The following is a 23,557-nucleotide window of genomic DNA, read 5'->3' as shown; positions in this document are numbered from 1 at the left end:
CTCCCGTTTTTCGAATAAGTTGCAGTTCCGCTGCAACGCACAACTCTATACCTGATGAACCGTGCTGTAAATCTGCCGTTCAGCCGCGGCCGCGGTATCCGGGAACCCCCTGATCGGGGATCCAGACGTCCTCGGGCGGCTTGCCCGACTGCCAGAACACGTCGATCGGGATACCCCCGCGCGGATACCAATAGCCGCCGATGCGCAGCCAGAGCGGCTGCATCTCGCGGAACAGCCGCTCGCCGATGCCGACGGTGCAATCTTCGTGGAACGCGCCGTGGTTGCGGAAGCTGCCCAGGAACAGCTTGAGCGACTTGGATTCGACGATCTTCTCGCCCGGCACATAGTCGATCACCAGATGCGCGAAATCGGGCGCGCCGGTGATCGGGCAGAGCGAGGTGAATTCGGGCGCGGCGAAGCGCACCAGATAGCGCGTGCCCGCACGCGGATTGGGTACATAGTCGAGTTCCGCTTCCTCCGGGCTGGCGGGCAGGGCGGATTGCTTACCGAGATGCTTGGCGTCCATGGCCGCCATGTAGGCGTTTGCCGTGCGGTTTCCATAGGGCTAGGACCTACCCGCATGGACGGATTGATCACCACCGATGCGCTGGCCGGCATGCTCGGCGCCCCCGACCTGCTGGTCCTCGACGCGACCTACACCTCCACCATTCCGGGCGCAGCGAAACAGGATCCGCGTGCGGAATTCGAGGCGGGGCACATTCCCGGGGCGCGGCTGCTCGACCTCGACACGCTGGTCGATGCCGAGAACCCGCTGCCTTCGATGCTGCCCAAGCGCAGCGTCTTCGAGGAGCGGATGGCGCAGCTGGGGGTGATGGGCACCACCCGCATCGTCCTCTATGACAACAGCCCGCACCACACCGCCTGTCGCGCCTGGTGGGTGCTGCGAATGTTCGGCGTGCATGCCGAAATCCTCGACGGCAATATGGGCCATTGGCGCGCTGAAGGGCGTCCGGTGGAGACCGGGCCGCACACCTCCACGCCGTCCAGCTTCACCGCGGGTACGCCCGCCGCGCAGCTGCGGACGCTTGAGGATATGCGCACCACGGCCGAGCAGATCGTCGATGCGCGCTCGGCGGCGCGCTTCTCCGGCGCCGAACCCGATGCGCGCCCCGAATGCGCCGCCGGGCACATGCCGGGCGCGAAGAACATCCCCTCGGGCCGCTTCTTCCAGCCCGACGGACATTGGCTGCAGCCCGAGGCGCTCCGCGCGCTGTTCGACGATGCCGGCATCGACCTCACCAGGCCGTTGGTCGCGACGTGCGGTTCGGGCATCACGGCGGCGATCATCGTCTTCGCTGCGCACCTGCTGGGTCACGAGATCGCACTCTACGACGGCAGCTGGACCGAATGGGGGGCGCAGCCCGATACCGCGAAGGTGGTCGGCGCATGAGCACGCAGGACGATAAGGACGCGACCAAGGTCGTCCATGCCGGCCGTCGGCCCGAATGGACGCAAGGCATCGTCAACCCGCCGGTGTGGCGCGCCTCGACGATCCTCTACGACAATATCGCCGAAATGCGGGAGCGCGGCAGCGCCGACACGCACCACAAGCTCTATTATGGCCGCCGCGGCACGCCGACCCAGTGGTCGCTCGCCGATGCGCTGACCGAACTCGAGCCGGGCGCGCAGGCGACCTTGCTCTACCCGTCCGGGGTCGCGGCGATCACCACCGCGCTGCTCGCGGTGCTGTCGCCCGGCGACGAGGTGTTGTTGCCCGACAGCAGCTACGAACCCACGCGCGCCTTCGGGAACGGCATGCTCAAGAGGCTGGGGATCACCGCCACCTATTACGACCCGCTGATCGGCGAAGGCATTGCCGCGCTGTGCAGCGAGCGGACCAAGGCGATCCTGCTCGAAAGCCCCGGCAGCCTCACCTTCGAGGTGCAGGACGTGCCGGCAATCGTCGCCGTCGCCAAGGCGCGCGGGATCGTGACGCTGCTCGACAATACCTGGGCGGGGCCGCTCTACTTCCCCGCGATTGAGAAGGGCATCGACTATACGATCCTGTCCTGCTCCAAATATGTCGTCGGCCATTCCGATGTGATGATGGGATCGGTCACCGCCGCGCCCGGCCACTATGAGAAGCTGCGCGCGACCACCTACCAGCTTGGCCTCTGCGCCAGCCCGGACGATGCCTATCTCGCCTCGCGCGGGTTGCGGACGATGGAGGTGCGGCTGCGCCAGTCAGGCGCGAGCGGACTCAAGATCGCGCAGTGGCTGAAGACCCGGCCCGAAGTGGCGCGGGTGCTCCACCCGGCGCTGCCCGACTGCCCGGGGCATGAGGCGTTCGTGCGCGACTTCCGCGGGTCCGCCGGCCTGTTCTCCTTCGTGCTGAACGGCGGCGACGATGCCGCGCGCACCGCACTTATCGACGGCCTCCGGCATTTCGGCATCGGCTTCAGCTGGGGCGGCTATGAAAGCCTCGCCATTCCGGCCGATCCGCAGCGGATCCGCACCGCGTCTCGCTGGGAGGCCGAGGGGCCGATGATCCGGCTCTATGTCGGGCTGGAAGATGCGGACGACCTGATCGCCGATCTCGAGGCAGGCTTCGCCCGCTTCGCCGCCGCGCGCGGATGATCCGCGAACTGCTCGACCGGTTCGCCGGCATGGGGATGCGCATGCCCTCGCCGGCCGAGCTGGCCGAGGTGGCGGTGGCGCTGGGCCTGGCCGTGCTGGCGCTCACGATCGGCGTGGTGGTCGGGCGGCGCATCGGCGCGCAGGTTGCCGGATTGTGGCACCGCATCGCCGGAGAGCACATCAACGGCATCCAGGCGCGGCTTTGCCGGATCACGCGCTACCTCATTGTCGCGCTGCTGCTGTCGCCGGTGGCAGGCGGCTATGCATGGCATCCGCCGGCGACGCTGCTGCTCGGCATCGCGCTCGGGCTGGCGATGGCGCTGGCGGTGGTGGAGGTGTTGCGCGGCCTCGGCCTGCCACGGCTCGCCACCTGGCCGATGGGCGCGATCGCCTTCACCTCGCTGCTCAGCAAGACGATGGGCGGGCTGGGCGTGATCGAGGCGCTGCTGGCGCGCGTGGGCTTCGACATCGGCACGCGGCGGCTGTCGCTGCTGTCGCTGCTCACCTTCCTGGTCACCGTCACGATCATCTATGCGCTTGTGCGGATCGCCAACCGGCTGCTCGCCCAGTGGATCGGCCGGGCCAAGGGGCTCGATCCCACCCAGCAGCTGCTCGGGCAGAAGCTGGCGAGCATCGCCATCGTCACCGCAGCCTTCTTCGTCGGCATCGACCTGCTCGGCATCGACCTGACGACTTTCGCGGTGTTCTCGGGCGCATTCGGCTTGGCGATCGGTTTCGGCATGCAGAAGACGGTCGGCAATCTGATCGCGGGGATCATCCTGCTGATGGACCGATCGATCAAGCCGGGCGACGTGATCGTGGTGGGGGACAGTTTCGGCTGGGTGAACAAGATCGGCGTGCGCGCGGTCTCGGTGATCACCCGCGACGGCAAGGAGCATCTGATTCCGAACGAGAATCTGATGACCCAGGAAGTCGAGAACTGGTCCTACACCGATCGCAACGTGCGGGTGCGGATCGCGGTGACGGTCGCCTATGGCTGCGACCTCGAGCTGGCGCAGGACCTGATGCTGCGCGCGGCGACCGAAAGCCCGCGCGTGCTCGATACGCCGCCGCCCAATGTCTGGCTGAACGCGCTGGGCGAGAACGGCGCGGCGCACGAGATCCTGGTGTGGATCAGCGACCCCGAGAGCGGCGTCGGCAATGTGCGCAGCGACGTGCTCAACCGGCTGTGGAAGCTGTTCGGCGAGCACGGCATCACCGTTCCGGCGCCGCGGCGCGATGTGCTGATACGCGGCGGCCCGGAACCGGACCGCCGCTGACGCTTCAGCGCTTCGGGCAGCGCGCCGTCACGCTGTTGCAGATCACCGTGCTCTTCCCCAGCGACACGGCCCAGTTGAGCCCGCGCGGATCTGGCGCGCCTTCGTAAAAGTCGGTGCTGATCAGCTGCGCGCCCGAGGCGATTGCCGCGTCGAGCCGGCGGCGGTCATGATTGCGCGCCTCCAGCGTCTCGGCATCGGCGCGGGTGCGGACCATGAAGCCCGCCTTCACGCGGCGGGTGATCGTCGCGGGGTCCTCGGTCGGGCTCTGGGTGTTGAAGAACGCGGCCTCGGGGGCGTCCTCGGGGTACCAGCCGAACATCATCCGGCCCTTCAGGCTGGCATGGCCGGTGCGGTAGCGCTCCTCGTTCGCGTCCGAGGTATCGAGCACGAACAGGAACTTGCCGCGCGAGGCACCGACCGTCGGCCAGCGATGCGCGGTCACCGCGTCGCGCAACGTGGGGAGCGACCCGCGCACGTCATCCGGCGCGATCACGCGCTCGCGGCCGATCGTCGCGGCGATGTCCGCATCGAGCGCGTCAAGCGTGGCGGCGTCGAAGCCGATATCGGTAGTGCGCACGCCGGGGATCGGGCGCACGTCGCTGGCATTGACCAGGATCATCACCGGCAGATGGCCCGGATGCGCGTCCGACCAGCGGCGGAACAGCGCCATGCAGGCGCGGAAGACGCGGCAATGCGTCTGCCAGTCGATGCCGGGGATGTGGATCGTCTTGGCGCCCGGCGCGGCCATCTCGGCCTTTATCGCGTCGGTGGCATTCGCATAGGGCGCGGCATAGGCCCCGCCCTGCGGATCGGGCGCGACGTCGATCTCGAGCTGGCGCAGGCCGAGCGCGAGCTGGCTTTCGAGCGGCGGATGGCCATAGGCGAGGCCTTCCCAGTTGCTCGGCAGGAGCGTGCGGAGGCGCGCTTCCACCTCGGGCAGCGGATAGGGGCGGTAGCTGTTGTGCGAGCCGAGCACCCTGACCTGATCGAGCCGCAGCGAATCCAGGCGCTTGTCGGCGTCGGGCGTGGCGCCACCCGGTGCCATCGCCATCAGCAGCGCCGCCGCGGCGACCATCATCCCTTTGCGCATTCCGTCCTGTCCTTTTGCGAAGCGAACCCAAGGCGGTGCCTTTGGCGGGCTTTCGTTCCGGATCGATGACAGTCGCGCGCACAAAAACGGCGGCGGTCCGCTGGGGACCGCCGCCGCATTAGGGGAGCTAACCGATTAGTTGCCGGTCGGGCTGGCCGGTGCGGTGGCCTGGGCCGACTGGCCGCTGGTCTGCGCCTGGGCTGCGGCCGCCTGGATGCGCTGGTTGAGCGCGGTATCCGAGGCCATCGCCTGGCTGATCTCGTTGAAGCGCTGCGGCTGCAGGCCCGACGACGTGATCGCGGCGACGAACTTGGGGTTCTTTTCCGCGGTCGGAATGCTGGTGTCCGCGTTGATCTTGTTCACCGCGAGCGCTGCCTTGGCGTACTGCTGGACCTCGGTGTCGGTGAAGGTTGCCGAACCGGCGGTCGCCGTCGCGGCAGTGCCTGCACCCGTGGTGCCCTGGTCGGGGGTCGCCGGCGTAGTCTGTGCCGGGGCCGCATCGGCCGGGGTCGTCTGGGCCGGGGTCGTGGTCTGGGCGAAGGCGGTCGACGCCATCAGCGTGCCGGCGATTGCCAGGCTCGAAAAGATCGTCTTCATTCTCAACTCCTCGCAACAATGAAACTGTTTTGCATCGGTGTAACGTAACAGTGGGAAATGGTTTTCCGCTTCACACCCGATTCACGATGGGCTGTGGCCATGGCGGGACGGCATGACCCAGGTTAGGACGGGCGCGGCCGGAATCACGCCGCTGGAAAAGCCGGGGATTTTCGCCTATATGCGGCGGATGCAGACAGTGTCGGCCGCCCCCATGCCCATCCCCGGGCACATCGATCCCGTGCCCGTGCCGCGTGCCCTCGCCGCGCGCGAAGACGGGCGTACCGACCTGATCGGTCTCTCTCGCGACGGTATCCGCGAGGCGCTGGCCGCCGCCGGGCTCGAGCCCAAGCAGGCCAAGCTGCGCGCGAAGCAGCTGTGGCACTGGATCTACAATCGCGGCGCCACCGAGTTTTCGGCGATGACCGATATCGCCAAAGCGCAGCACCCCTGGCTGGCCGAACGCTTCGTGATCGGCCGCCCGGAAGTGGTCGAGGCGCAGGTCTCGAACGACGGCACCCGCAAGTGGCTGCTCCGCTCGCCGGACGGGCAGGATTACGAGATGGTGTTCATCCCCGATGCGGATCGGGGAACCCTGTGCGTCTCCAGCCAGGTGGGCTGCACGCTCAACTGCCGCTTCTGCCACACCGGCACGATGCGCCTCGTGCGCAATCTCACCGCCGGCGAGATCGTCGGTCAGGTGATGCTTGCGCGCGATTCGCTCGGCGAATGGCCGAGCCAGCCCGAAGGCCGCCTGCTCACCAACATCGTGATGATGGGCATGGGCGAGCCGCTGTACAATTTCGACGAAGTGAAGGCCGGCCTCCAGATCGTGATGGACGGCGACGGCCTTGCGCTGTCCAAGCGCCGCATCACCCTCTCGACCTCGGGCGTGGTGCCGATCATGGCGCGCGCCGGCGAGGAGATCGGCGTGAACCTGGCGGTGTCGCTCCACGCGGTCACCAAGGACGTGCGCGACGAGATCGTGCCGCTCAACAAGAAATACGGGATCGAGGAGCTGCTCCAGGCCTGTGCCGATTACCCGGGCGCCAACAATGCCCGCCGCATCACCTTCGAATATGTGATGCTCAAGGACAAGAACGACAGCGACGCCGATGCGCATGAGCTGGTCCGGCTGCTGCGCAAGTACAAGCTGCCCGCCAAGGTGAACCTGATCCCGTTCAACCCCTGGCCGGGCGCGCCGTACGAATGCTCGACGCCGGAGCGGATCCGCTCCTTCTCGAACATCGTGTTCGAGGGCGGCATCTCGGCGCCGGTGCGCACCCCGCGCGGGCGCGATATCGATGCGGCGTGCGGCCAGCTGAAGACCGCGTCGGAGAAGAAGAGCCGGGCGCAGCTCGACCGCGAGGCCGAAGAGAAGTTCGCAGCGCTCGGTTGAGCCCTGCACGCTTCTGCTTGTAGGATGCGGCCATGCCGCTGCTCCTGCTCGCCCTCGCGCTTGCCGCCCCCGCCGACCCTTGCGCCGATGCGAAGACCACGGTGGACATGAACCTGTGCCTCGCGCGCGCCAGCAACGCCGCCGAGGTGGAGATGAACACCTATCTGGTCGCCGCCCGCAAGCGCGCCGCGAGCGACGGGGTGACGGTGGTCAAGGCGTTCGACGAGGCGCAGGGTAGGTGGATCGCCTGGCGCAAGGGCGAGTGCGACGCGGTCTATGCGCATTGGCAGGGCGGCTCGATCCGCAATGCCGCGCTGCTCAATTGCCGGATCGAGCTAACCCAAGCGCGCGTCCACCAACTCTGGAAGACCTGGCTGACCTATCCGGATTCGACGCCGCCGATCCTGCCCGAGCCGGGCGTCAGCCCGGGCGGAACATCCTGAACAGCGCGTCCTCGCCGACCTCGAAATAGTCCGCCGGGCCGCCGCCGCGCAGGATCGGGCGGGCCCGGGCGGTCTGGTAGACGCCGTCCTCCAGCATCGCGCGATCGATATGGATGCCGGTCGCCTCGCCCAGCACCAGCCAGGTATCGACCTCCGCGCCCTCCTTGTTTTCCAGACGGATCAGCTGGGTGAGCCGGCATTCGAACTGCGCCGGGCTGCCGGCGACGCGATCCGGGCGCACGGTGCGCGAGGGGAGTGCTTCGATACCGGCATGGGCGAACTCGTCGACCTCCGGGTCGACCGGCGCCGAGGTCGCGTTCATCACCTCGGCGAGCGGGCGCGTCGCAAGGTTCCAGACGAACTCCTTGGTCTCGGCGATATTGGCGACGCTGTCCTTCCACGCGGTGGAGGCGAAGCCGAGGATCGGCGGCCGATAGTTGAACAGGTTGAAGAAGCTGTAGGGCGCGAGATTGCGCACGCCGCCGGCCGACATGGTGCTCACCCAGCCGATCGGGCGGGGCCCAACGATCGCGTTGAGCGGGTCGTGCGCAAGGCCATGGCCGGAGGCGGGTTCGTAGAAATGGAAGTCGGTGGGCATGCACGCTCCGGATTTTTGTGGCCGCGGTGAAACCGATTCCGCTGCTGCTGCGAATCTCCTACACTGGCCGGGTCCAGAGGAGGAAGCGCACATGGCCGAAGGTCCACCAGAAAGGACGCAGCTGATCTACCGCCACCGGCTGGTCACCCGGCTGTGGCACTGGATCAACGCAATCGCGCTGCTGATCATGGTCGGCAGCGGGCTGATGATCTTCAACGCGCATCCCCGGCTCTATTGGGGGCAATATGGCGCGAATTTCGACAATGCCTGGCTGGAGCTGCCGCGCTTCCCCGGCTGGGTGACGATCCCGTCCTATTACAGCCTCGCCGGTGCGCGGCACTGGCACTTCTTCTTCGCGCTGGTGCTGGCGTTCGGGCTGCTGGTCTATCTGCTGTGGAGCCTGGCGAACGGCCATATCCTGCGCGACCTGCGCATCCGCGCGCGCGAACTGGGGCCGGGGCATCTGTGGAAGGACTTCAAGGACCATCTCGCCCTGCGCTTCCATGATCCCAAGGACCCGCGCGCCTACAACATCTTCCAGAAGCTGGCCTATGTCGGCACGCTGTTCGTGTTGTTGCCGGGGGTGATCCTCTCGGGCGTCGCGCTCTCGCCCGGTATGGACGCGGCCTGGCCCTGGCTGACCGCGCTGTTCGGCGGGCGGCAATCGGCGCGCTCGGTGCACTTCATCGCGATGGGCGCGATCCTCGCCTTCCTGCTCGTCCACCTGACCCTGGTGCTGCTCGCCGGCCCGATCAACGAACTGCGCTCGATGATCACCGGCTGGTGGCGCGTGCCCGCGGAGAAGCAGCCATGATCCTCACCCGCCGCAACCTGCTGGTCGGCAGCGCCGCCGGGCTGCTCGCCGGCTGCGACCGGTTCACCGACAGCCCGGTGCTGGCCAGTGCCGAGGAGGCGCACCGCTTCCTCCAGCGCTCGATCGGCCGCGGGGCGCTCGCCACCGAATTCCGGCCCGAGCAGCGCAGCCCGATCTTTCGGGTGAACGGCACCCACAACCCCAACACGCCCGAATACAACATCTGGGCGGGCACCCGCTTCGCCGACTGGCGGCTGAAGGTGGGCGGGATGGTCGCGAAGCCGATGCAGCTCACGCTCGACCAGCTTCAGCACATGCCGCAACGCGCGCAGATCACGCGGCACGACTGCGTCGAGGGGTGGAGCGCGATCGGCAAGTGGCAGGGGCCGCAGCTTTCGACGATCCTCAACGCGGCCGGGCTCAGTTCGCAGGCGCGCTACATCGTCTTTCATTGCGCCGACCGGTATGGCGATGGCGGCTATTATGAATCCGTCGACCTGATCGACGCCTTTCACCCCCAGACGATCCTCGCCTGGGCGCTCAACGACCATCTGCTCGATGTCGGCCACGGCGCGCCGCTGCGGCTGCGGGTGGAGCGGCAGCTCGGCTACAAGCAGGCCAAATATCTCGTGGGGATCGAGGCAGTCGCCTCGCTGGCCGGGATCGGCAAGGGCAAGGGCGGCACCTGGGAGGATATGAGCGGCTACCAATGGTATGCGGGAATTTGAACCCTATCCCGAAACCTACTGGCAGATAGGTTGTTTGCCGCGCGTCGAAACGCAATACGCGTATTCCCGACACAATCTCTGCCTAGTGGAGCGACATGGCCCTGATTGACCGCTTCCTCGACCGCGCCGTGAAGCGCGGCGAGCTCACCCTGATCCGACCCGACGGCACCACCCGCATCTTCGGTAGCCCCGATCCGGGCCTCAAGCCGGTCACCATGCGACTGTCCAAGGGCGCCGAGGGCCGCATCGTTCGTGATCCCGCGCTGGGTGCGGCCGAAACCTATATGGACGGCAGCCTGAACCTCGAGCACGGCGACATCCTCGATCTGCTCAACCTGGTGACGGCCAACAACGCCTGGGAAAAGAGCGACGCGGCGCTCAGCCCGTCGAAGCTCAGCCTGGCCGCGGGCAAGGTCGCGCATCTGCTCGGCCGCTACAACATGGCGCGCAAGTCGAAGCAGAACGTCGCGCACCATTACGACCTTTCGGCGCGGCTCTACGATCTCTTTCTCGACGCCGATCGGCAATATAGCTGCGCCTATTACACCGATCCGGGCAACAGCCTGGAGCAGGCCCAGGCCGACAAGAAGGCGCACATCGTCGCCAAGCTGGCGATCGAGCCGGGCATGCGCGTGCTCGACATCGGCTGCGGCTGGGGCGGCATGGCGCTCTACATCCACGCCAAGACCGGCGCCGAGGTGCTGGGCATCACCCTGTCCGAAGAGCAGCTGAAGATCGCCCAGGAGCGCGCCGAAGCTGCCGGCGTGGCCGACAAGGTGAAGTTCGAGCTGATCGACTATCGCGCGCTGCAGGGGCAGTTCGACCGCATCGTCTCGGTGGGCATGTTCGAGCATGTCGGCACGCCGCAATACCGCACCTTCTTCACCAAGTGCCGCGAGCTGATGACGCCGGAAGGCGTGATGCTGCTCCACACCATCGGCCGTGCGGGCGAGCCGGGCTATACCGATGCGTTCACGCTCAAGTACATCTTCCCCGGCGGCTACATCCCCGCACTGTCGGAGATCGCACAGGGCTATGAAGGGCTCCGCTACTTCCTCACCGACGTGGAAGTGCTGCGCATGCACTATGGCCACACGCTCAAGGCCTGGTACGACCGTACCGTCGCCGCGCACGATGCGATCGTCGAGCTGTACGACGAGCGCTTCTTCCGCATGTGGACCTATTATCTGGCGGGGTCCTATGTGAGCTTCATGAATGGTGGCCTGGTCAACTACCAGCTGCAATTCTCGCGCTCGCGCACCGCGCTGCCGCTCACCCGCGACTATATGGCCGAAGCCGAAGCGAAGCTGACCGCCGGCAGCCAGTGATCTTGGCTGCCGGCGGCGCGCATCAGAAGGAGAAGCGGGCCTGCAGACGGGCGGACCGCGCCGTCTGATAGCCGGTCACCTGCCGGTAATAGGGGCTGGCGACGCCGTTGCCGTCGGTGCCATACTCGTTGAAGTCGGTCTTGGCGTGCAGGTTGAGCACGTTGAAGACGGTGAAGTTGAGGTTGACCTTCGACTTCCCGATCTCGGTCTCCCAAGCGAGCGACAGGTCGTTGCCGAACACCCAGTCGCTGGTGAACACCGATCCGCGCGGGATCAGCTTCACCGGCGCATCGGCGGCCGGCGTGTTCGGGTCGGTGGCGATCTGCCCGTTGGCCAGCACGCGGCAGTAGAGCCCCGCCGCACCATAGGCACGGGCATAGGGATCGACCGACGCGGGCACCTGGCCGATACAGCCGTAATGGCGCGGCGAGGTGGCCGAGGCGCTGAAGCCGATCGTCAGATGCTCGAGCGGCGCATAGGAGCCCCACAGCTTGAACACGTGGCGGCGATCGTTGGGCGAATAGCCATAGGTGCCGTTGGTCAGGCCGGGCTGGTCGAAGTCCGTCGTCAGGCCGGTATCGCTCTGGCCATTGTCGGTCTTCACCCCGCCCTCGTAATTGCCCTTGGTCCAGGACAGGACGTAAGAGCCGTTGAGCTCGAAGCGGCCGTCGAACTCATGGCCCACCTCGAAGACGATTGCCTTGTAGGTACGCTTCGCCTCGGGATAGCCCAGGTCCTTTGCCGAGAAGGTGACGGTGCGCACCTTGGACTCGCCGTTGATCGGCTTGGCGAGTTCGACGGTGATCGGGCGACCCGGGTTGAGCAGCACATATTGGGTGAAGCCGGTCCAGATCTTGTCGCAGCCGGTGATGCCGTTCTGAGTGCAATAGTTGTTCACCGCGCGGTCGATCGCGGCGTCTTCCAGCACTTCGTTGAGCTTGGTGTACATGCCGTAGACGTTGAAGCGCCAGCGGCCGATCCGCTTCTCGTAGCCGAGGATGAATTCGTCCTCCGACTGCGGCTTGAGCGACTGCGACACCGCCGCGCCGACCGCGACCGGCTGGCCCGATCCGGTGACGTCGCAATTGACCACCTTGTCGTCCGGGCAGGCCGCCGCGCCGGCATAGGAGACCGGTGCACCGAGCTGCGGGATGCCGTCGGGGCCGATGCCGGCGAGCAGGTTGGTCCGGGTGTAATAGGTCTCGCCGCCGGTCAGGCGGATGTTGGTGTTCGATGCGACCGGCAGGTACATGCGGGAGAAGCTGCCATAGACCTTGTCGGTCCGCGCCCCGAACGGATCGAGGGTGAAGCCGAGCCGCGGCCCGAACTGCGTGCCGGATTCATAGAAGCGCGCGCCCGCCGAATTGTTGTTGGTGAAGCGGTCGCCGCGCAGGCCGAGGCTGAGGTTCAGCCGCTCGTTGAACAGGGCCCACGCGTCCTGGATGTAGAAGGCCTCGTTGCGCGAGGTGAAGCTGCCGATGTTCGAGTAATAGGTCTGGCGGACATAGTCGATGCCGATCGGCAGACCGAACTGGTCGCCCTGCTTGGCGCGGTAGATGGTGTAGCCATAGCCCAGGCCTGCGCCCACCGCGCGGTTCTCCGAGGCGAGATCCTCGCGATCATAGCCGAACTTGAAGTGGTGGTCGCCGAACAGGTGCACCGTCACGTCGGCGTCGGCGCGGTAGAATTTGCGGACGTCGTTGTTGATGCCCACCCCGCCGCCGGGGATGGTGAGTGCCGTGCTCGGATCGGTGCGCGCGTCCGTCACACCCGGCACGATCTTCGAATCGGCGTTGACGCTGCGATAGCTGCTGTTGTTCTCGCCGCGGCCATAGGCTGCAGAGAGGGTCAGCCACTTGGTCAGGATGCTGGTGTAGCGGGCGACATAGTTGCTGCCCCCCGCCTTGCCGTACGAGGCGCCCGCGAACGGACCGTCGATCCCATGATCCCGGTCGAACCGCACCGTCGAGGTGCTGCCATAGGTCTGGGTGGTGCTGTCGGACTTGGTATTGAAATAGGTGAATTCGAGGTGGTTCTGGTCGTTGATATAGCCGTCGATCTTGGCGCCGTAGAAGGGTGAGCCGGTATGGTAGAAGGAGCGGGAGGTGCCCTGCTTCGTCTTGGTCTTCAGGTCATATTCGGTGCCGGCGCTGATGCTGTTGTTGTCGCGCGCCTGGTAGAGGCCGAAGAAGAACAGGTGGTCCTTCCAGATCGGGCCGGAGAGCGTGGCGGTGAGCGACTTGGAATCGGCCTCGCCGTTGCCGTTGTCCGAATAGATGGTGTCGCGCGTCTTCGACCGCAGCGTATTGGGGTTCCAGTTGTACAGCAGCATGCCGTGGAATTCGTTGCTGCCGGACTTGGTGGTGGCGTTGATGAAGCCGCCGGTCGAACGGCCGAACTCCGCCGAATAGCCGCCCGTCTTGGTTTCCAGCGTCTTGTAGAAGTCGTAGGGGACTTCGACCGGTGACAGCCCCTTGCGGAAGTCGGTGATGTTCAGCCCGTTGATGAAGAACGCGTTTTCCGAGACGGCGCCGCCGTTGAACGAGGTCTGTCCGGAAAAGGCGCTCGAACCCGCGCTGGCGCCCGGCGCCAGCTGGATCGCGGCCTGCAAGCTGCGCGCGAGCGGCAGGCGTTGGCTCACATCGGCCAAATCGAGGACGAGGCCGGTGGTGGTGCGGTCGAAATCGGCGGTGGCGACGCGCGAGCTCTTCACCACGATCTCGTTGCTGCTGCCTTCGGGTGCGAGCGCGAAGATATTGCCGGTATTGTTGGCCGAGATCCGGACGCCGGATTCCTCATATCCCGGATAGCCCGCCGCGGTGATGGTGAAGCTGTACGACCCCGTTTGCATCTCGGGCAGGCTGAAATTGCCTTCCTTGTCGGTCGTTGCGGTGCGGGTGAAGCCCTGATCCTCGGACTTGGCCGACACCGTCGCCCCGACGATCGGCTTGCCGTCCGGATCGACCACGCGGCCGGTGGCGCGGACGGTAGAATAGCCCTGCGCATGGACCAGTGTCGGCACGAGTGGAAGGATCACCAGCGTCGCACCTGCGACGGACGCACGAAGGAGGCCGCGGCAGAGCCGCAGGCGAGCGTTGTTCATGATGGACTACCCCTTTTTGGCCCGACCCCCGGGCAAGATCCGCGTTCGAATGTTATACGGATATCGTATACAACAGAAGATTGCTGCTTTTTGTCAAACGGAAACTTTCTTTAGGGGGCAACGGCTTAGGGGTGTATTGCTGCACTGCAACGCGTGAATCGTTAACTTTTCGGTTTGGATGCCGCCTTTGGCGGGCTGCATCCTTCGTGACCCGCATGGCCAAATCGCCGCCGGAGTTGCACCCCGGGCGCGCGGGCCGTACAGGGCGCGCGTTTCCCCATTTCGGAGTCCCTGCCCCATGTCGGATAAGATCAATCGCGTCGTCCTCGCCTATTCGGGCGGCCTGGACACGAGCGTGATCCTGAAATGGCTGCAGCAGACCTATAACTGCGAGGTCGTGACTTTCACCGCCGATCTCGGCCAGGGCGAGGAGCTGGAGCCTGCCCGCAAGAAGGCCGAGATGGCCGGCGTGAAGCCCGAGCACATCTTCATCGAGGATGTGCGCGAGGAATTCGTGAAGGACTATGTGTTCCCGATGATGCGCGCCAACGCGCTCTACGAGGGGCTGTACCTGCTCGGCACCTCGATCGCGCGGCCGCTGATCGCCAAGCGCCAGATCGAGATCGCCAAGATGGTCGGCGCCGATGCGGTGAGCCACGGCGCCACCGGCAAGGGCAACGACCAGGTCCGCTTCGAGCTCGGCTATTATGCGCTGAATCCGGACATCAAGGTCATCGCGCCGTGGCGCGAATGGGACCTGACCAGCCGCACCAAGCTGATCGAGTTCGCGGAATCGCACCAGATCCCGGTGACCAAGGACAAGCGCGGGGAATCGCCCTTCTCGACCGACGCGAACCTTCTCCACACCTCGTCCGAGGGCAAGGTGCTCGAGGATCCGTGGGAGGAAGTGCCCGACTACGTCTATTCGCGCACGGTGAACCCGGAAGACGCGCCCGACACGCCCGAGACGATCACGATCGATTTCGAGCGCGGCGACGGCGTTGCGCTCAACGGCCAGGCGATGTCGCCGGCGACGCTGCTCACCTCGCTCAACGAGCTCGGCCGCAAGCACGGCATCGGCCGGCTCGACCTGGTCGAGAACCGCTTCGTCGGCATGAAGTCGCGCGGCATGTACGAGACGCCGGGCGGCACCATCTATCACCTCGCCCATCGCGGCATCGAGCAGATCACGCTCGACCGCGGCGCCGCGCACCTCAAGGACGAGCTGGCCCCGCGCTATGCCGAGCTGATCTACAACGGCTTCTGGTTCTCGCCCGAGCGCGAGATGCTGCAGGCCGCGGTGGACTATAGCCAGGAGAAGGTCACCGGCACCGTGCGGCTCAAGCTGTACAAGGGCAGCGTGATCGTCACCGGCCGCAAGTCGCCGTACACGCTGTACAGCGAGAAGGTGGTGACGTTCGAGGACGACCAGGGCGCGTATGACCAGCGCGACGCGGCGGGCTTCATCAAGCTCAACGCACTCCGCCTGCGCCTGCTCGGCCGCCGCGAGGGGTAATTGCTACCGCCGTTTCCTCTCCCGGCGCAGCCGGGGGAGGGGGACCGCGCCGCGCCAGCGGCGTGGTGGAGGGGGCGCCGCGGATGCGGCGTCCTTTTTTTTGTAAGTGCGAGGGGATCCCCCTCCACCACCGCCTTCGGCGGCGGTCCCCCCCCCGGGCTGCGCCCGAGGGAGGAAACGCTTAGGTGCGGGACGCCGCCCGATAGGCGCGCAGGCTGTCCCAAGCGTAGAGCGCGCAGCCGGACCAGATCAGCGCAAAGGTGGCGAGGTGCACCGGCAGCACCTGCTCGCCGAATATCACGACCGCCTCCAGGAATTGCAGCGTCGGTGCGATGTACTGGAGCAGCCCCATGGTCGCGTAAGGCAGCCGCTTGGCGGCCGCGGCGAACAGCAGCAGCGGCGTCGCGGTGACCACCCCAGCGGCGATCAGCAGCAGGTCGATCCGCATCGATCCGCCGAACGCCGCAGTGCCGCTATGCTGCGCCCAGAGCAGCACCGCCAAGGCAGGCGGCCCCAGCAGCAACGTCTCCACGGTCAGTCCGCCGAGCGCATCGATCGCCGCGACCTTGCGCAGCAGGCCATAGCCGCCGAAGCTCAGCGCCAGCGCGAGCGGGATCCACAGGGCACCGCCGCCATGCAGCGTCAGCAGCAGCACGCCGAGCGCCGCCAGCCCGATCGCCACGCCCTGCCAGCGCCGCAGCCGTTCGCCGAGCACCAGCATGCCCAGCGCGACATTGACCAGCGGGTTGATGAAATAGCCGAGGCTGGCGTCGAGCACATGGTTGTTCTGGACCGACCAGATATAAACCAGCCAGTTGATCGCGATCAGCGCCGCGCTGCCGACGAGAAGCAGCAAGGTTCGCCCCCGGGCAGCGGCGACGATGCTCCGCACCCGGCGCAGCGCCACCACGATCACCGCGAGGAGCAGCAGCGACCAGAGCACGCGGTGCGAGAGCACCTGCAGCGCAGGCACCGATTGCAGCAGGTGCAGATAAAGGGGCAGCACACCCCACAGGCTGTACGCGGCGATGCCGAGGAAAAGGCCGGCGCGATCGGCGCCTTGAGCGTTGGACATGTCGCCCTGTTGCGCCGTGTTGCGGTGCAACGCAACACGCGGCGGAGGTCAGGCGGGGCGAATCGGGGTCGCCGCCTCGGCGCCGACGACGGTGGTCCAGGGAACGACATCCCAGTGCGTGACGATACCCCCGGTCACATAGGGATCCTGCTCGGCAAAGGCCCGCGCCGCATCCGCATCGCCGAACAGCAGCAGCGCGCTCTCCGGCGGGTCGCCCACCGCCCCGCCGAGCAACAGCGTGCCCGCATCCGCCGCCGCCCAGGCAAGCGCGAGATGCGCGTACCGGAGCGCACCCCGGCGCGCCAGATAGTCGGGCGCCAGGGTGTAGCGGAGCAGGACGTGCGCCATGCTCAGTCGGCGAACAGCAGGACCGGGGTCTCGAGCAGCTTCTTCACCGCCTGGACGAAGCTCGCTGCATCCCAGCCGTCGACCACGCGGTGGTCGCAGCTGATCGACAGGTTCATCAGCTTGGCGCGGATGATGTCGTCGCCGTGGAACACCGGGCGCTCGACGATCTTGTTCGGGCCGATGATCGCCACTTCCGGCCGGTTGATCACCGGCGTCGTTGCGATGCCGCCGAGCGGGCCGAGCGAGGTGACGGTGAGCGTCGAGCCGCTCAGCTCCTGCGAGGTCGCCTTGCCGGTGCGCGCAGCGTCGGCGAGGCGGGTGATCTCGCTCGCCAGCTGCCAGACATTCTTGTCCTGTGCATCGCGGATCACCGGCACCATCAGCCCGGCATCGGTCTGCGTCGCCATGCCGAGATGGACGCGGCCATGGCGGGTGACCACGCCAGCCTCGTCGTCATAGCGAGCGTTGAGCATCGGGAAGTCGGGCAGGGTGCGGCACAGCGCCACGATCAGCAACGGCAGCATGGTCAGCTTGGGGCGCTGGCCACGGTTGTCGTTGAGGTCGCCGCGCATCGCTTCCAGCGCGGTGACGTCGATCTCGTCGACATAGGTGAAGTGGGGGATGGCGCGCTTGGACGCGGCCATGTTCTCGGCGATGCGGCGGCGCATGCCGATCACCTTCACCGGCTGATCCTCGCGGGCGCGGCTGGCGTTGGGGGCGTGATAGCCCTGCGCGCTGCCATAGCGGAGGAACGCATCGAGATCGGCATGGCGGAGGCGGTCGCCCTCGGCGGGCTTTACCTGCGCGAGGTCGATGCCGAGGTCCGCCGCGCGGGCGCGCACGGCGGGGGAGGCGAGGACTTTGGTCTCCTGCGCTCCCCCTCCCGCGTGCGGGAGGGGGCTGGGGGGTGGGCCCCCGGCATCCACAGGTGCATCGCTGGTGGAGAGCGAGGGCCCACCCCCGGCCCCTCCCGCAGGCGGGAGGGGAGCGCTGGGCTCGACGTCCGTCGCTTCTTCGACCCCAGGATTCTCGGCCTCCACCTGCTCCTCGACGGGGGTCTCCGCCTCGGCCGCAGCCTCGCCCTCAACCTCGATCACCATCAGCGCCGAGCCGATCGGCACCTGGTCACCCACCTCGCCGGCAAGCTCGACCACCACGCCGGAGACGGGCGATTCCATCTCCACCGTGGCCTTGTCGGTCATCATGTCGGCGACCTGCTGGTCTTCCTCGACGCGGTCGCCGATCTTCACGTGCCAGGCGACGATCTCGGCCTCGGCAATGCCTTCGCCGATGTCCGGCAGACGAAAGGTAAAACGAGCCATGGGCGTCAGTCCTTGAGGAGTTTGTTGAGCGCCTCGCGGATCCGCACCGGACCCGGGAAATAGGCCCATTCGAGGCTGTGGGGATAAGGCGTGTCGAAGCCGGTGACGCGGGCGATCGGCGCTTCGAGATGGTAGAAGCAGCGCTCCTGCACCAGCGCCGACAATTCCGCACCGAAGCCGGAGGTGCGCGTCGCCTCATGGACGATCATGCAGCGGCCGGTCTTCTTGACCGAAGCCTCGATCGCCTCGATGTCGAGCGGCACCAGCGTGCGCAGATCGAGGATCTCGGCATCGACGCCCAGCTCCTCGATCGTCGCGGCAACCACATGGACCATCGTGCCGTAGCAGAGAATCGTCACCGCCTCGCCCTCGCGGACCGTGGCGGCCTTGCCGAGTTCGACGCGGTAATAGCCCTCGGGCACTTCGCTCGCGGGATGCGCGGTCCAGTTCTTGGCCGGGCGATCGTAGTGGCCGTCGAACGGGCCGTTATAGATGCGCTTGGGCTCGAGGAAGAGGACAGGGTCGTTATCCTCGATCGCGGCGATCAGCAGGCCCTTGGCGTCATAGGGCGTCGACGGGATCACCGTCTTGATGCCCGAGACATGGGTGAAGATGCCCTCGGGCGACTGGCTGTGCGTCTGCCCGCCGAAGATGCCGCCGCCATAGGGCGAGCGCACCGTGATCGGCGCGGTGAAGTCGCCGTTCGAGCGATAGCGCAGCCGCGCCGCCTCGGAGACCAACTGGTCGAGCGCCGGGTAGATGTAATCGGCGAACTGGATCTCGGGCACGGGGCGCAGGCCATAGGCGCCCATGCCGATCGCCACGCCGATGATGCCGATCTCGGTGATCGGCGTGTCGAAGGCGCGGGTCTTGCCATATTTGGCCTGGAGCCCGGCGGTCGCGCGGAACACGCCGCCGAAATAGCCGACATCCTCTCCCATCACGACGACCTGGTCGTCGCGCTCCATCATCACGTCCATGGCGGAGTTGATCGCCTGGATCATGTTCATCCGGGGCGCGGTCATATGCCGGCCGCCTTGCGCTCGGCGATCATCTGGTCGCTCTGTTCCTTCAGGTGCCAGGGCATTTCCTCGAACACGCCCTCGAACATGGTCTCGAACGGCTGGTGCATGCCATGGCCGAGGATGCCGTTCTTCTCGGCTTCCTTCTGCGCGCGCTTCACCGTCTCGGCGAGTTCGAGGTCCATCGCCGCCTGGCGTTCCTCGTCCCATTCGCCGAGACCGATCAGATGGTCCTTGAGGCGCCGGATCGGATCGCCGAGCGGCCAGGCATTGGGCTCGCCCGAGGAGCGATAGGCGCTGGGATCGTCCGAGGTGGAGTGGCCCTCGGCGCGATAGGTGAAATGCTCGATCAGCGTCGGGCCCTGGTTGGTGCGCGCGCGCTCGGCGGCCCACTCCGTGGCGGCATAGACCGCCAGCGCGTCATTGCCGTCGACCCGCAGCCCGGCGATGCCATAGCCGATTGCGCGCGCCGCGAAGGTGGTCGCCTCGGCGCCGGCAAACCCCGAGAAGCTCGAGATCGCCCACTGGTTGTTGACGACGTTGAAGATCACCGGCGCACGGTAGACGGTCGCGAAGGTCAGCGCCGAGTGGAAGTCGCCTTCCGCGGTCGAGCCCTCGCCGCACCAGGTGGCGGCGATGCGGGTGTCGCCGCGCGCTGCGCTCGCCATCGCCCAGCCCACCGCCTGGGGGTATTGGGTGGCGAGGTTGCCGGAGATCGAGAAGAAGCCGGTCTCCTTCGACGAATACATGATCGGCAGCTGCCGGCCCTGCAGCGGATCGCTCCGGTTGGAGTAGATCTGGTTCATCATCTCGACCAGCGGATAGCCGCGGGTGATCAGGATGCCCTGCTGGCGATAGCTGGGGAAACACATGTCGTCGCCGGCCATCGCCAGCGCAGCCGAGACCGATACCGCCTCCTCGCCGGTCGACTTCATGTAGAAGCTGGTCTTGCCCTGGCGCTGGGCGCGGAACATGCGTTCGTCGAACGCGCGGGTGAGCGCCATGCTGCGCAGCATCCGGCGCTTGGCCTCCGCATCGAGCCGCGGATCCCAGGGGCCGACGGCGTTGCCTTCGTCATCGAGGACGCGGACCAGGCCATAGGCGAGTTCGTGGAATCGATCGGCCGGCTCGGCGGTATCGGGGCGGCGCGCGGCGCCGGCGGGGGGCACGACAAGATCGCTAAAATCGGCCTCGTCGCCGGGGCGAAAGCGCGGCTCGGGCACATGCAGCGATAGCGGCGGTAGGTTGGCGCGCGGGGCGTCCACCGTCATGGTCTCTCCATAAATTCGGCCGTGTCGCCACGGACAACGCACGGAACTCGATTTCACGCGCTTGTTATAAAATTTCAACGGGCCTGTCGAGATGGGGCAGCAGGGCTGGCCTAAAAATTTGGGACACCTAGCCCGATTGACTCGCGCTCCGATTAGAACAAAATAGGAACGAACGAGTCGGACCTGATATCAACCCCGAGCGAGTCGCCGTGCCCGATCCTGCCACTCTCGACCAGTTGCGCGCAATGCTCAGCGCACTCGACGGCACCGGGTTCCGTCGGCGTCCGGTGCTGCCGTTCGGGCTGGAGCGGCTCGATTCGAAGCTAGCCGACGGGGGGCTTCGGCTCGATGCGCTGCACGAGATTGCGGGGGCCACGCCCGACCTGACCGACGATTGCGCCGCCACGACCTTTATCGGCGGAATCGCCGCGCGCTGCTGGGGCCCCGTGCTGTGGGTGGTGCGGCGGCGTGATCTGTTCGCGCCGGGCCTGGCACAGGTCGGGCTCGATCCCAAGCGGGTGATCTATGCCGAGGCGCGCGACGACGACGAACTGCTCGCGATCATGGAGGAGGGGTTGCGCCATCGCGGGCTTGGCGCGGTGATCGGCGAGGTGAAGCGGCTCGCCATGCCCGCCACGCGGCGGCTGCAGCTGGTGGCCGAGGGGGGGCGCACGATCGCCCTGCTGCTCAAGCGCCATGCCCGCGAGGGGAGCGACCCGCTGGGGGCGCCGTCTGCCGCGGTGACGCGGTGGCGGATCGGCTGCGCGCCCTCGGCGCCGCTGCCGGTGGAGGGGGTCGGCCGACCACGCTGGGAATTGTCGCTGGCGCGGCAACGTGGGGGGGAATCGTTCCAACTCTTGGTGGAGGCCTGCGATGCAACGGGTCGCTGCGCTCTTCCTGCCCCACTGGTCGCTCGACCGCGTGCGGCGGGCCGAGCGGCGCGCGCTGCCGCCGCCTGAGCGGGCGCACCAGAACGTATATGCGAACGACGCTGTAGCTCTCGTTCCCCTTCCGCTTGCGGGAGGGGCTGGCGTAGAGAAGGCGTACGCGGCTGCCATCAGCCCCTCCCCCAACCCCTCCCGCAAGCGGAAGGGGAGCGCAGACTTGGAAGGGCTCGCTCAGGCACAGGCGCTCGCCGCCGCCGAACAGGAAGCCGCCTGCTCCGTCCAGCGGGGCGGTGGCTGGCGGCCGGGCGCGCGCTGGGCACGGGCGGCACGCGACGCCGCCATTGCCGCACTCCCGCCGCACCAGCGGCCGCCGATGCGCGAGCTCGGTCGGCGCAGCGAGGCGGCGGACCACGCCTTCAAGCGGATGCGGCCCGACGAGGGCGGCGCGATGGTGGGCGGGGTGGCGCGGCTGCCGCTGGCGGCACGCACGGCTGCGCTATCCGTTGCTGCGCCCCCGCCGCCGCCTCAACCGTCATCCCGGCGAAAGCCGGGATTCATTCGCCTGGCAGGCTCGGTTTCTTCCCCAGCAGAGAAGGCAATGGATCCCGGCTTTCGCCGGGATGACGAGGGGAGGGAGGATACGCCCCGCGTACTCTCCCGCCGCACCGGCAGCCGCAGCGAAGTCGCCGCCGTCTGCCCCGCAGCGATGACTGCGGGCATCCGCATCGGCATGGCGCTCACCCAGGCGCGCGCGCTGGTGCCCGAGCTCCGCGTCGACCCCGCCGACCCACAGGGCGACCGCGCCGATCTTGAGCGGCTGGCGCACAGCCTCGCGCGGCGTTGGTCGCCGAGCGTCACCCTCGCCGGCGAGGACCTGCTGTTCCTCGACCTGACCGGCGTCGCCCATCTCCATGGCGGCGAAGCCCGAATGCTGCGCCGGCTGTACGCGCTGCTCGCCCGGCTGGGCTTCGCCGCCAGGATCGCCGTGGCAGACACGCCCGGTGCCGCCTGGGCGTTCGCACGCTTCCGGCCCGAGACGCTGCTCCGCTGCCCGTCCGGCGAGCATGGCGCGTGGCTCGCCCCGCTGCCCGTCGAGGCGCTGCGGCTGGAAGGCGACGCGATCGACCTGCTCCACCGCCTCGGCGTCGACAGCATCGGCCAGCTCGCCGCGCTTCCCCGTGCGCCCTTGGTCCGCCGTTTCGGCACGGTCATCGCCGCACGGCTCGACCAGGCGCTGGGCCGTATCCCGGAGCCGGTCACCCCGGTCACCCCGCCCGAGCCGATCGCCGTCACCCAGCGCTTTGCCGAGCCGATCGCCACCCCCGAGGCGATTGCCCACTGGCTGGGCGACCTTGTCCACCGCCTCGCCGAAGCGCTGGCCGAAGCGGGGCAGGGCGCGCGCCGCATCGGGCTGGTTGCGGACCGGGTCGATGGGGTGCCGCAGCGGATCGGCATCGGTCTTGCCCGCGCCAGCCGCGATCCGGCGCATCTGCTCCGCCTGCTCGCCCGCCGGATCGACCAGATCGAGCCCGGCTATGGCCTCGACGCGATGACGCTGCATTTGCTGCGCAGCGAACCGCTGGGCGCGCTGCCGGTCGACGAGCGGCTCGATGCCGAGACGGTGCCCGACCTCGCCCCGCTGATCGACACGCTGGCGACCCGCATCGGCATGGCGCGGCTATGGCGGATGCGGCCGGTGGAAAGCGACGTGCCCGAACGCTCGGCAGCCGCCCTTCCGCCGCTCGACCCGCCCGAGCGCGAGGCCGCGCCGATGAAGGCCGACGATGTCCGCCAACTCGATCGCAATGCGCCGCTGCCGCCTTGGCACCCCGACTGGCCGCGCCCGATCCGCCTGCTGCGCCGGCCCGAGCGGCTCGACCATGTCGTCGCGGCCCTCCCCGACCAGCCGCCGCGCCGCTTCACCTGGCGGGGTGAGCGGCACGAGGTGATCCGCGCCGATGGCCCCGAGCGCATCCATGGCGAATGGTGGAAGCGCGCGGCGGAAACCCATGCCACCCGCGACTATTTCCGCGTCGAGGACGAGCGCGGCCGCCGCTACTGGCTGTTCCGCCAGGGGGACGGCGAGCGCCAAGTGACCGGCGATCTCAGCTGGTACCTCCACGGCCTGTTCGGGTGACGGC

General features: G+C 67.5%; 21 protein-coding genes. 11 read left to right on the top strand and 10 right to left on the bottom strand.

The window, feature by feature from the left end:
- Nucleotides 1-79: 79 nt before the first annotated feature.
- Nucleotides 80-526: a preQ(1) synthase gene (gene queF, locus ABIC35_RS13420; RefSeq protein ID WP_121072553.1), complete on the bottom strand. Its 447-nt coding sequence runs from the start codon at nt 524-526 to the stop codon at nt 80-82.
- Between the two features lie 54 nt (nt 527-580).
- Here queF and ABIC35_RS13415 point away from each other — a divergent pair, with 54 nt between their 5' ends.
- From ABIC35_RS13415 to ABIC35_RS13405, 3 genes are read left to right on the top strand one after another with little or no spacing between them, the layout of a single operon-like run.
- Entirely contained in the window at nt 581-1,411 is an 831-nt protein-coding gene (locus ABIC35_RS13415; protein WP_121072551.1) for a sulfurtransferase, read from the top strand.
- Nucleotides 1,408-2,598 (top strand): cystathionine beta-lyase, encoded by a 1,191-nt coding sequence (gene metC, locus ABIC35_RS13410; protein ID WP_121072549.1) that lies wholly within the window; start codon nt 1,408-1,410, stop codon nt 2,596-2,598. The genes ABIC35_RS13415 and metC overlap by 4 nt, the downstream gene beginning before the upstream one ends.
- On the top strand, nt 2,595-3,878 hold the full coding sequence (locus ABIC35_RS13405; protein WP_354278481.1) for a mechanosensitive ion channel family protein: 1,284 nt from the start codon (nt 2,595-2,597) through the stop codon (nt 3,876-3,878). The genes metC and ABIC35_RS13405 overlap by 4 nt, the downstream gene beginning before the upstream one ends.
- Before the next feature lie 4 nt (nt 3,879-3,882).
- Here the strand turns inward: ABIC35_RS13405 and ABIC35_RS13400 are convergent, their stop codons facing one another.
- Together ABIC35_RS13400 and ABIC35_RS13395 are read right to left on the bottom strand one after the other, a co-directional pair.
- Nucleotides 3,883-4,968: a Ca2+-dependent phosphoinositide-specific phospholipase C gene (locus ABIC35_RS13400; RefSeq protein ID WP_121072547.1), complete on the bottom strand. Its 1,086-nt coding sequence runs from the start codon at nt 4,966-4,968 to the stop codon at nt 3,883-3,885.
- Between the two features lie 135 nt (nt 4,969-5,103).
- Nucleotides 5,104-5,565 (bottom strand): DUF4168 domain-containing protein, encoded by a 462-nt coding sequence (locus tag ABIC35_RS13395; RefSeq protein WP_121072545.1) that lies wholly within the window; start codon nt 5,563-5,565, stop codon nt 5,104-5,106.
- Nucleotides 5,566-5,776: 211 nt separating this feature from the next.
- Here ABIC35_RS13395 and rlmN point away from each other — a divergent pair, with 211 nt between their 5' ends.
- Nucleotides 5,777-6,961 (top strand): 23S rRNA (adenine(2503)-C(2))-methyltransferase RlmN, encoded by a 1,185-nt coding sequence (rlmN, locus tag ABIC35_RS13390; RefSeq protein WP_436286784.1) that lies wholly within the window; start codon nt 5,777-5,779, stop codon nt 6,959-6,961.
- Between the two features lie 32 nt (nt 6,962-6,993).
- The gene (locus ABIC35_RS13385; RefSeq protein WP_121072544.1) at nt 6,994-7,404 is read left to right on the top strand and encodes a lysozyme inhibitor LprI family protein; all 411 of its coding nucleotides are present in this window, start codon (nt 6,994-6,996) and stop codon (nt 7,402-7,404) included.
- Here the strand turns inward: ABIC35_RS13385 and ABIC35_RS13380 are convergent.
- Complete coding sequence (locus tag ABIC35_RS13380) at nt 7,382-8,002, bottom strand: flavin reductase family protein (protein ID WP_121072542.1); 621 nt, start codon at nt 8,000-8,002, stop codon at nt 7,382-7,384. The genes ABIC35_RS13385 and ABIC35_RS13380 overlap by 23 nt on opposite strands.
- A gap of 91 nt (nt 8,003-8,093) precedes the next feature.
- Between ABIC35_RS13380 and ABIC35_RS13375 the strand changes: the two genes are divergently transcribed.
- The 3 genes from ABIC35_RS13375 to ABIC35_RS13365 all read left to right on the top strand — a co-directional run bounded on the left by ABIC35_RS13375 (nt 8,094) and on the right by ABIC35_RS13365 (nt 10,872).
- A complete protein-coding gene (locus ABIC35_RS13375) occupies nt 8,094-8,816 on the top strand; it encodes a cytochrome b/b6 domain-containing protein (RefSeq protein WP_121072540.1) in 723 nt (240 codons plus the stop codon).
- Nucleotides 8,813-9,544, top strand: a complete 732-nt coding sequence (locus tag ABIC35_RS13370; RefSeq protein WP_121072539.1) for a molybdopterin-dependent oxidoreductase — start codon at nt 8,813-8,815, stop codon at nt 9,542-9,544. Before ABIC35_RS13375 ends, ABIC35_RS13370 begins: the two co-directional genes overlap by 4 nt.
- Before the next feature lie 95 nt (nt 9,545-9,639).
- A complete protein-coding gene (locus ABIC35_RS13365) occupies nt 9,640-10,872 on the top strand; it encodes a class I SAM-dependent methyltransferase (RefSeq protein ID WP_121072537.1) in 1,233 nt (410 codons plus the stop codon).
- A 22-nt stretch (nt 10,873-10,894) separates the two neighbouring features.
- Here the strand turns inward: ABIC35_RS13365 and ABIC35_RS13360 are convergent, their stop codons facing one another.
- Nucleotides 10,895-13,975: a TonB-dependent receptor gene (locus ABIC35_RS13360; RefSeq protein WP_121072535.1), complete on the bottom strand. Its 3,081-nt coding sequence runs from the start codon at nt 13,973-13,975 to the stop codon at nt 10,895-10,897.
- 298 nt (nt 13,976-14,273) lie between these two features.
- On the opposite strand from ABIC35_RS13360, the gene ABIC35_RS13355 reads away from it, so the two are divergent.
- Nucleotides 14,274-15,491: an argininosuccinate synthase gene (locus ABIC35_RS13355; RefSeq protein ID WP_121072533.1), complete on the top strand. Its 1,218-nt coding sequence runs from the start codon at nt 14,274-14,276 to the stop codon at nt 15,489-15,491.
- Nucleotides 15,492-15,672: 181 nt separating this feature from the next.
- Here ABIC35_RS13355 and rarD read toward each other — a convergent pair whose 3' ends face one another.
- The 5 genes from rarD to ABIC35_RS13330 are packed head-to-tail and all read right to left on the bottom strand — an operon-like array spanning nt 15,673 to nt 20,529.
- Nucleotides 15,673-16,566: an EamA family transporter RarD gene (gene rarD, locus ABIC35_RS13350; RefSeq protein ID WP_121078999.1), complete on the bottom strand. Its 894-nt coding sequence runs from the start codon at nt 16,564-16,566 to the stop codon at nt 15,673-15,675.
- A 48-nt stretch (nt 16,567-16,614) separates the two neighbouring features.
- Complete coding sequence (locus tag ABIC35_RS13345; protein ID WP_121072531.1) at nt 16,615-16,914, bottom strand: YciI-like protein; 300 nt, start codon at nt 16,912-16,914, stop codon at nt 16,615-16,617.
- Between the two features lie 2 nt (nt 16,915-16,916).
- Complete coding sequence (locus tag ABIC35_RS13340) at nt 16,917-18,236, bottom strand: dihydrolipoamide acetyltransferase family protein (RefSeq protein ID WP_121072530.1); 1,320 nt, start codon at nt 18,234-18,236, stop codon at nt 16,917-16,919.
- A 5-nt stretch (nt 18,237-18,241) separates the two neighbouring features.
- The gene (locus ABIC35_RS13335; protein WP_019370888.1) at nt 18,242-19,246 is read right to left on the bottom strand and encodes an alpha-ketoacid dehydrogenase subunit beta; all 1,005 of its coding nucleotides are present in this window, start codon (nt 19,244-19,246) and stop codon (nt 18,242-18,244) included.
- An 11-nt stretch (nt 19,247-19,257) separates the two neighbouring features.
- A complete protein-coding gene (locus ABIC35_RS13330; protein ID WP_121072528.1) occupies nt 19,258-20,529 on the bottom strand; it encodes a 3-methyl-2-oxobutanoate dehydrogenase (2-methylpropanoyl-transferring) subunit alpha in 1,272 nt (423 codons plus the stop codon).
- Nucleotides 20,530-20,774: 245 nt separating this feature from the next.
- On the opposite strand from ABIC35_RS13330, the gene ABIC35_RS13325 reads away from it, so the two are divergent.
- Together ABIC35_RS13325 and ABIC35_RS13320 are read left to right on the top strand one after the other, a co-directional pair.
- Entirely contained in the window at nt 20,775-21,488 is a 714-nt protein-coding gene (locus ABIC35_RS13325) for an ImuA family protein (protein ID WP_121072526.1), read from the top strand.
- A gap of 145 nt (nt 21,489-21,633) precedes the next feature.
- The gene (locus tag ABIC35_RS13320) at nt 21,634-23,553 is read left to right on the top strand and encodes a DNA polymerase Y family protein (RefSeq protein ID WP_354278480.1); all 1,920 of its coding nucleotides are present in this window, start codon (nt 21,634-21,636) and stop codon (nt 23,551-23,553) included.
- Nucleotides 23,554-23,557 lie beyond the last annotated feature (4 nt).

It is taken from the genome of Sphingomonas trueperi, assembly GCF_040545965.1.
GTDB classification, from domain to species: Bacteria; Pseudomonadota; Alphaproteobacteria; order Sphingomonadales; family Sphingomonadaceae; genus Sphingomonas; species Sphingomonas trueperi_C.
The sequence above is the reverse complement of the archived record's forward strand: the minus strand, read 5'-3'. Positions and strand labels throughout refer to the sequence as shown.

Excerpts from the sequence above, each read along its gene's own strand:
- queF (WP_121072553.1), bottom strand. The coding sequence starts at position 526 with ATGGACGCCAAGCATCTCGGTAAGCAATCCGCCCTGCCCGCCAGCCCG.
- ABIC35_RS13415 (WP_121072551.1), top strand. The coding sequence starts at position 581 with ATGGACGGATTGATCACCACCGATGCGCTGGCCGGCATGCTCGGCGCC.
- metC (WP_121072549.1), top strand. The coding sequence starts at position 1,408 with ATGAGCACGCAGGACGATAAGGACGCGACCAAGGTCGTCCATGCCGGC.
- ABIC35_RS13405 (WP_354278481.1), top strand. The coding sequence starts at position 2,595 with ATGATCCGCGAACTGCTCGACCGGTTCGCCGGCATGGGGATGCGCATG.
- ABIC35_RS13400 (WP_121072547.1), bottom strand. The coding sequence starts at position 4,968 with ATGCGCAAAGGGATGATGGTCGCCGCGGCGGCGCTGCTGATGGCGATG.
- ABIC35_RS13395 (WP_121072545.1), bottom strand. The coding sequence starts at position 5,565 with ATGAAGACGATCTTTTCGAGCCTGGCAATCGCCGGCACGCTGATGGCG.
- rlmN (WP_436286784.1), top strand. The coding sequence starts at position 5,777 with ATGCCCATCCCCGGGCACATCGATCCCGTGCCCGTGCCGCGTGCCCTC.
- ABIC35_RS13385 (WP_121072544.1), top strand. The coding sequence starts at position 6,994 with ATGCCGCTGCTCCTGCTCGCCCTCGCGCTTGCCGCCCCCGCCGACCCT.
- ABIC35_RS13380 (WP_121072542.1), bottom strand. The coding sequence starts at position 8,002 with ATGCCCACCGACTTCCATTTCTACGAACCCGCCTCCGGCCATGGCCTT.
- ABIC35_RS13375 (WP_121072540.1), top strand. The coding sequence starts at position 8,094 with ATGGCCGAAGGTCCACCAGAAAGGACGCAGCTGATCTACCGCCACCGG.
- ABIC35_RS13370 (WP_121072539.1), top strand. The coding sequence starts at position 8,813 with ATGATCCTCACCCGCCGCAACCTGCTGGTCGGCAGCGCCGCCGGGCTG.
- ABIC35_RS13365 (WP_121072537.1), top strand. The coding sequence starts at position 9,640 with ATGGCCCTGATTGACCGCTTCCTCGACCGCGCCGTGAAGCGCGGCGAG.
- ABIC35_RS13360 (WP_121072535.1), bottom strand. The coding sequence starts at position 13,975 with ATGAACAACGCTCGCCTGCGGCTCTGCCGCGGCCTCCTTCGTGCGTCC.
- ABIC35_RS13355 (WP_121072533.1), top strand. The coding sequence starts at position 14,274 with ATGTCGGATAAGATCAATCGCGTCGTCCTCGCCTATTCGGGCGGCCTG.
- rarD (WP_121078999.1), bottom strand. The coding sequence starts at position 16,566 with ATGTCCAACGCTCAAGGCGCCGATCGCGCCGGCCTTTTCCTCGGCATC.
- ABIC35_RS13345 (WP_121072531.1), bottom strand. The coding sequence starts at position 16,914 with ATGGCGCACGTCCTGCTCCGCTACACCCTGGCGCCCGACTATCTGGCG.
- ABIC35_RS13340 (WP_121072530.1), bottom strand. The coding sequence starts at position 18,236 with ATGGCTCGTTTTACCTTTCGTCTGCCGGACATCGGCGAAGGCATTGCC.
- ABIC35_RS13335 (WP_019370888.1), bottom strand. The coding sequence starts at position 19,246 with ATGAACATGATCCAGGCGATCAACTCCGCCATGGACGTGATGATGGAG.
- ABIC35_RS13330 (WP_121072528.1), bottom strand. The coding sequence starts at position 20,529 with ATGACGGTGGACGCCCCGCGCGCCAACCTACCGCCGCTATCGCTGCAT.
- ABIC35_RS13325 (WP_121072526.1), top strand. The coding sequence starts at position 20,775 with ATGCTCAGCGCACTCGACGGCACCGGGTTCCGTCGGCGTCCGGTGCTG.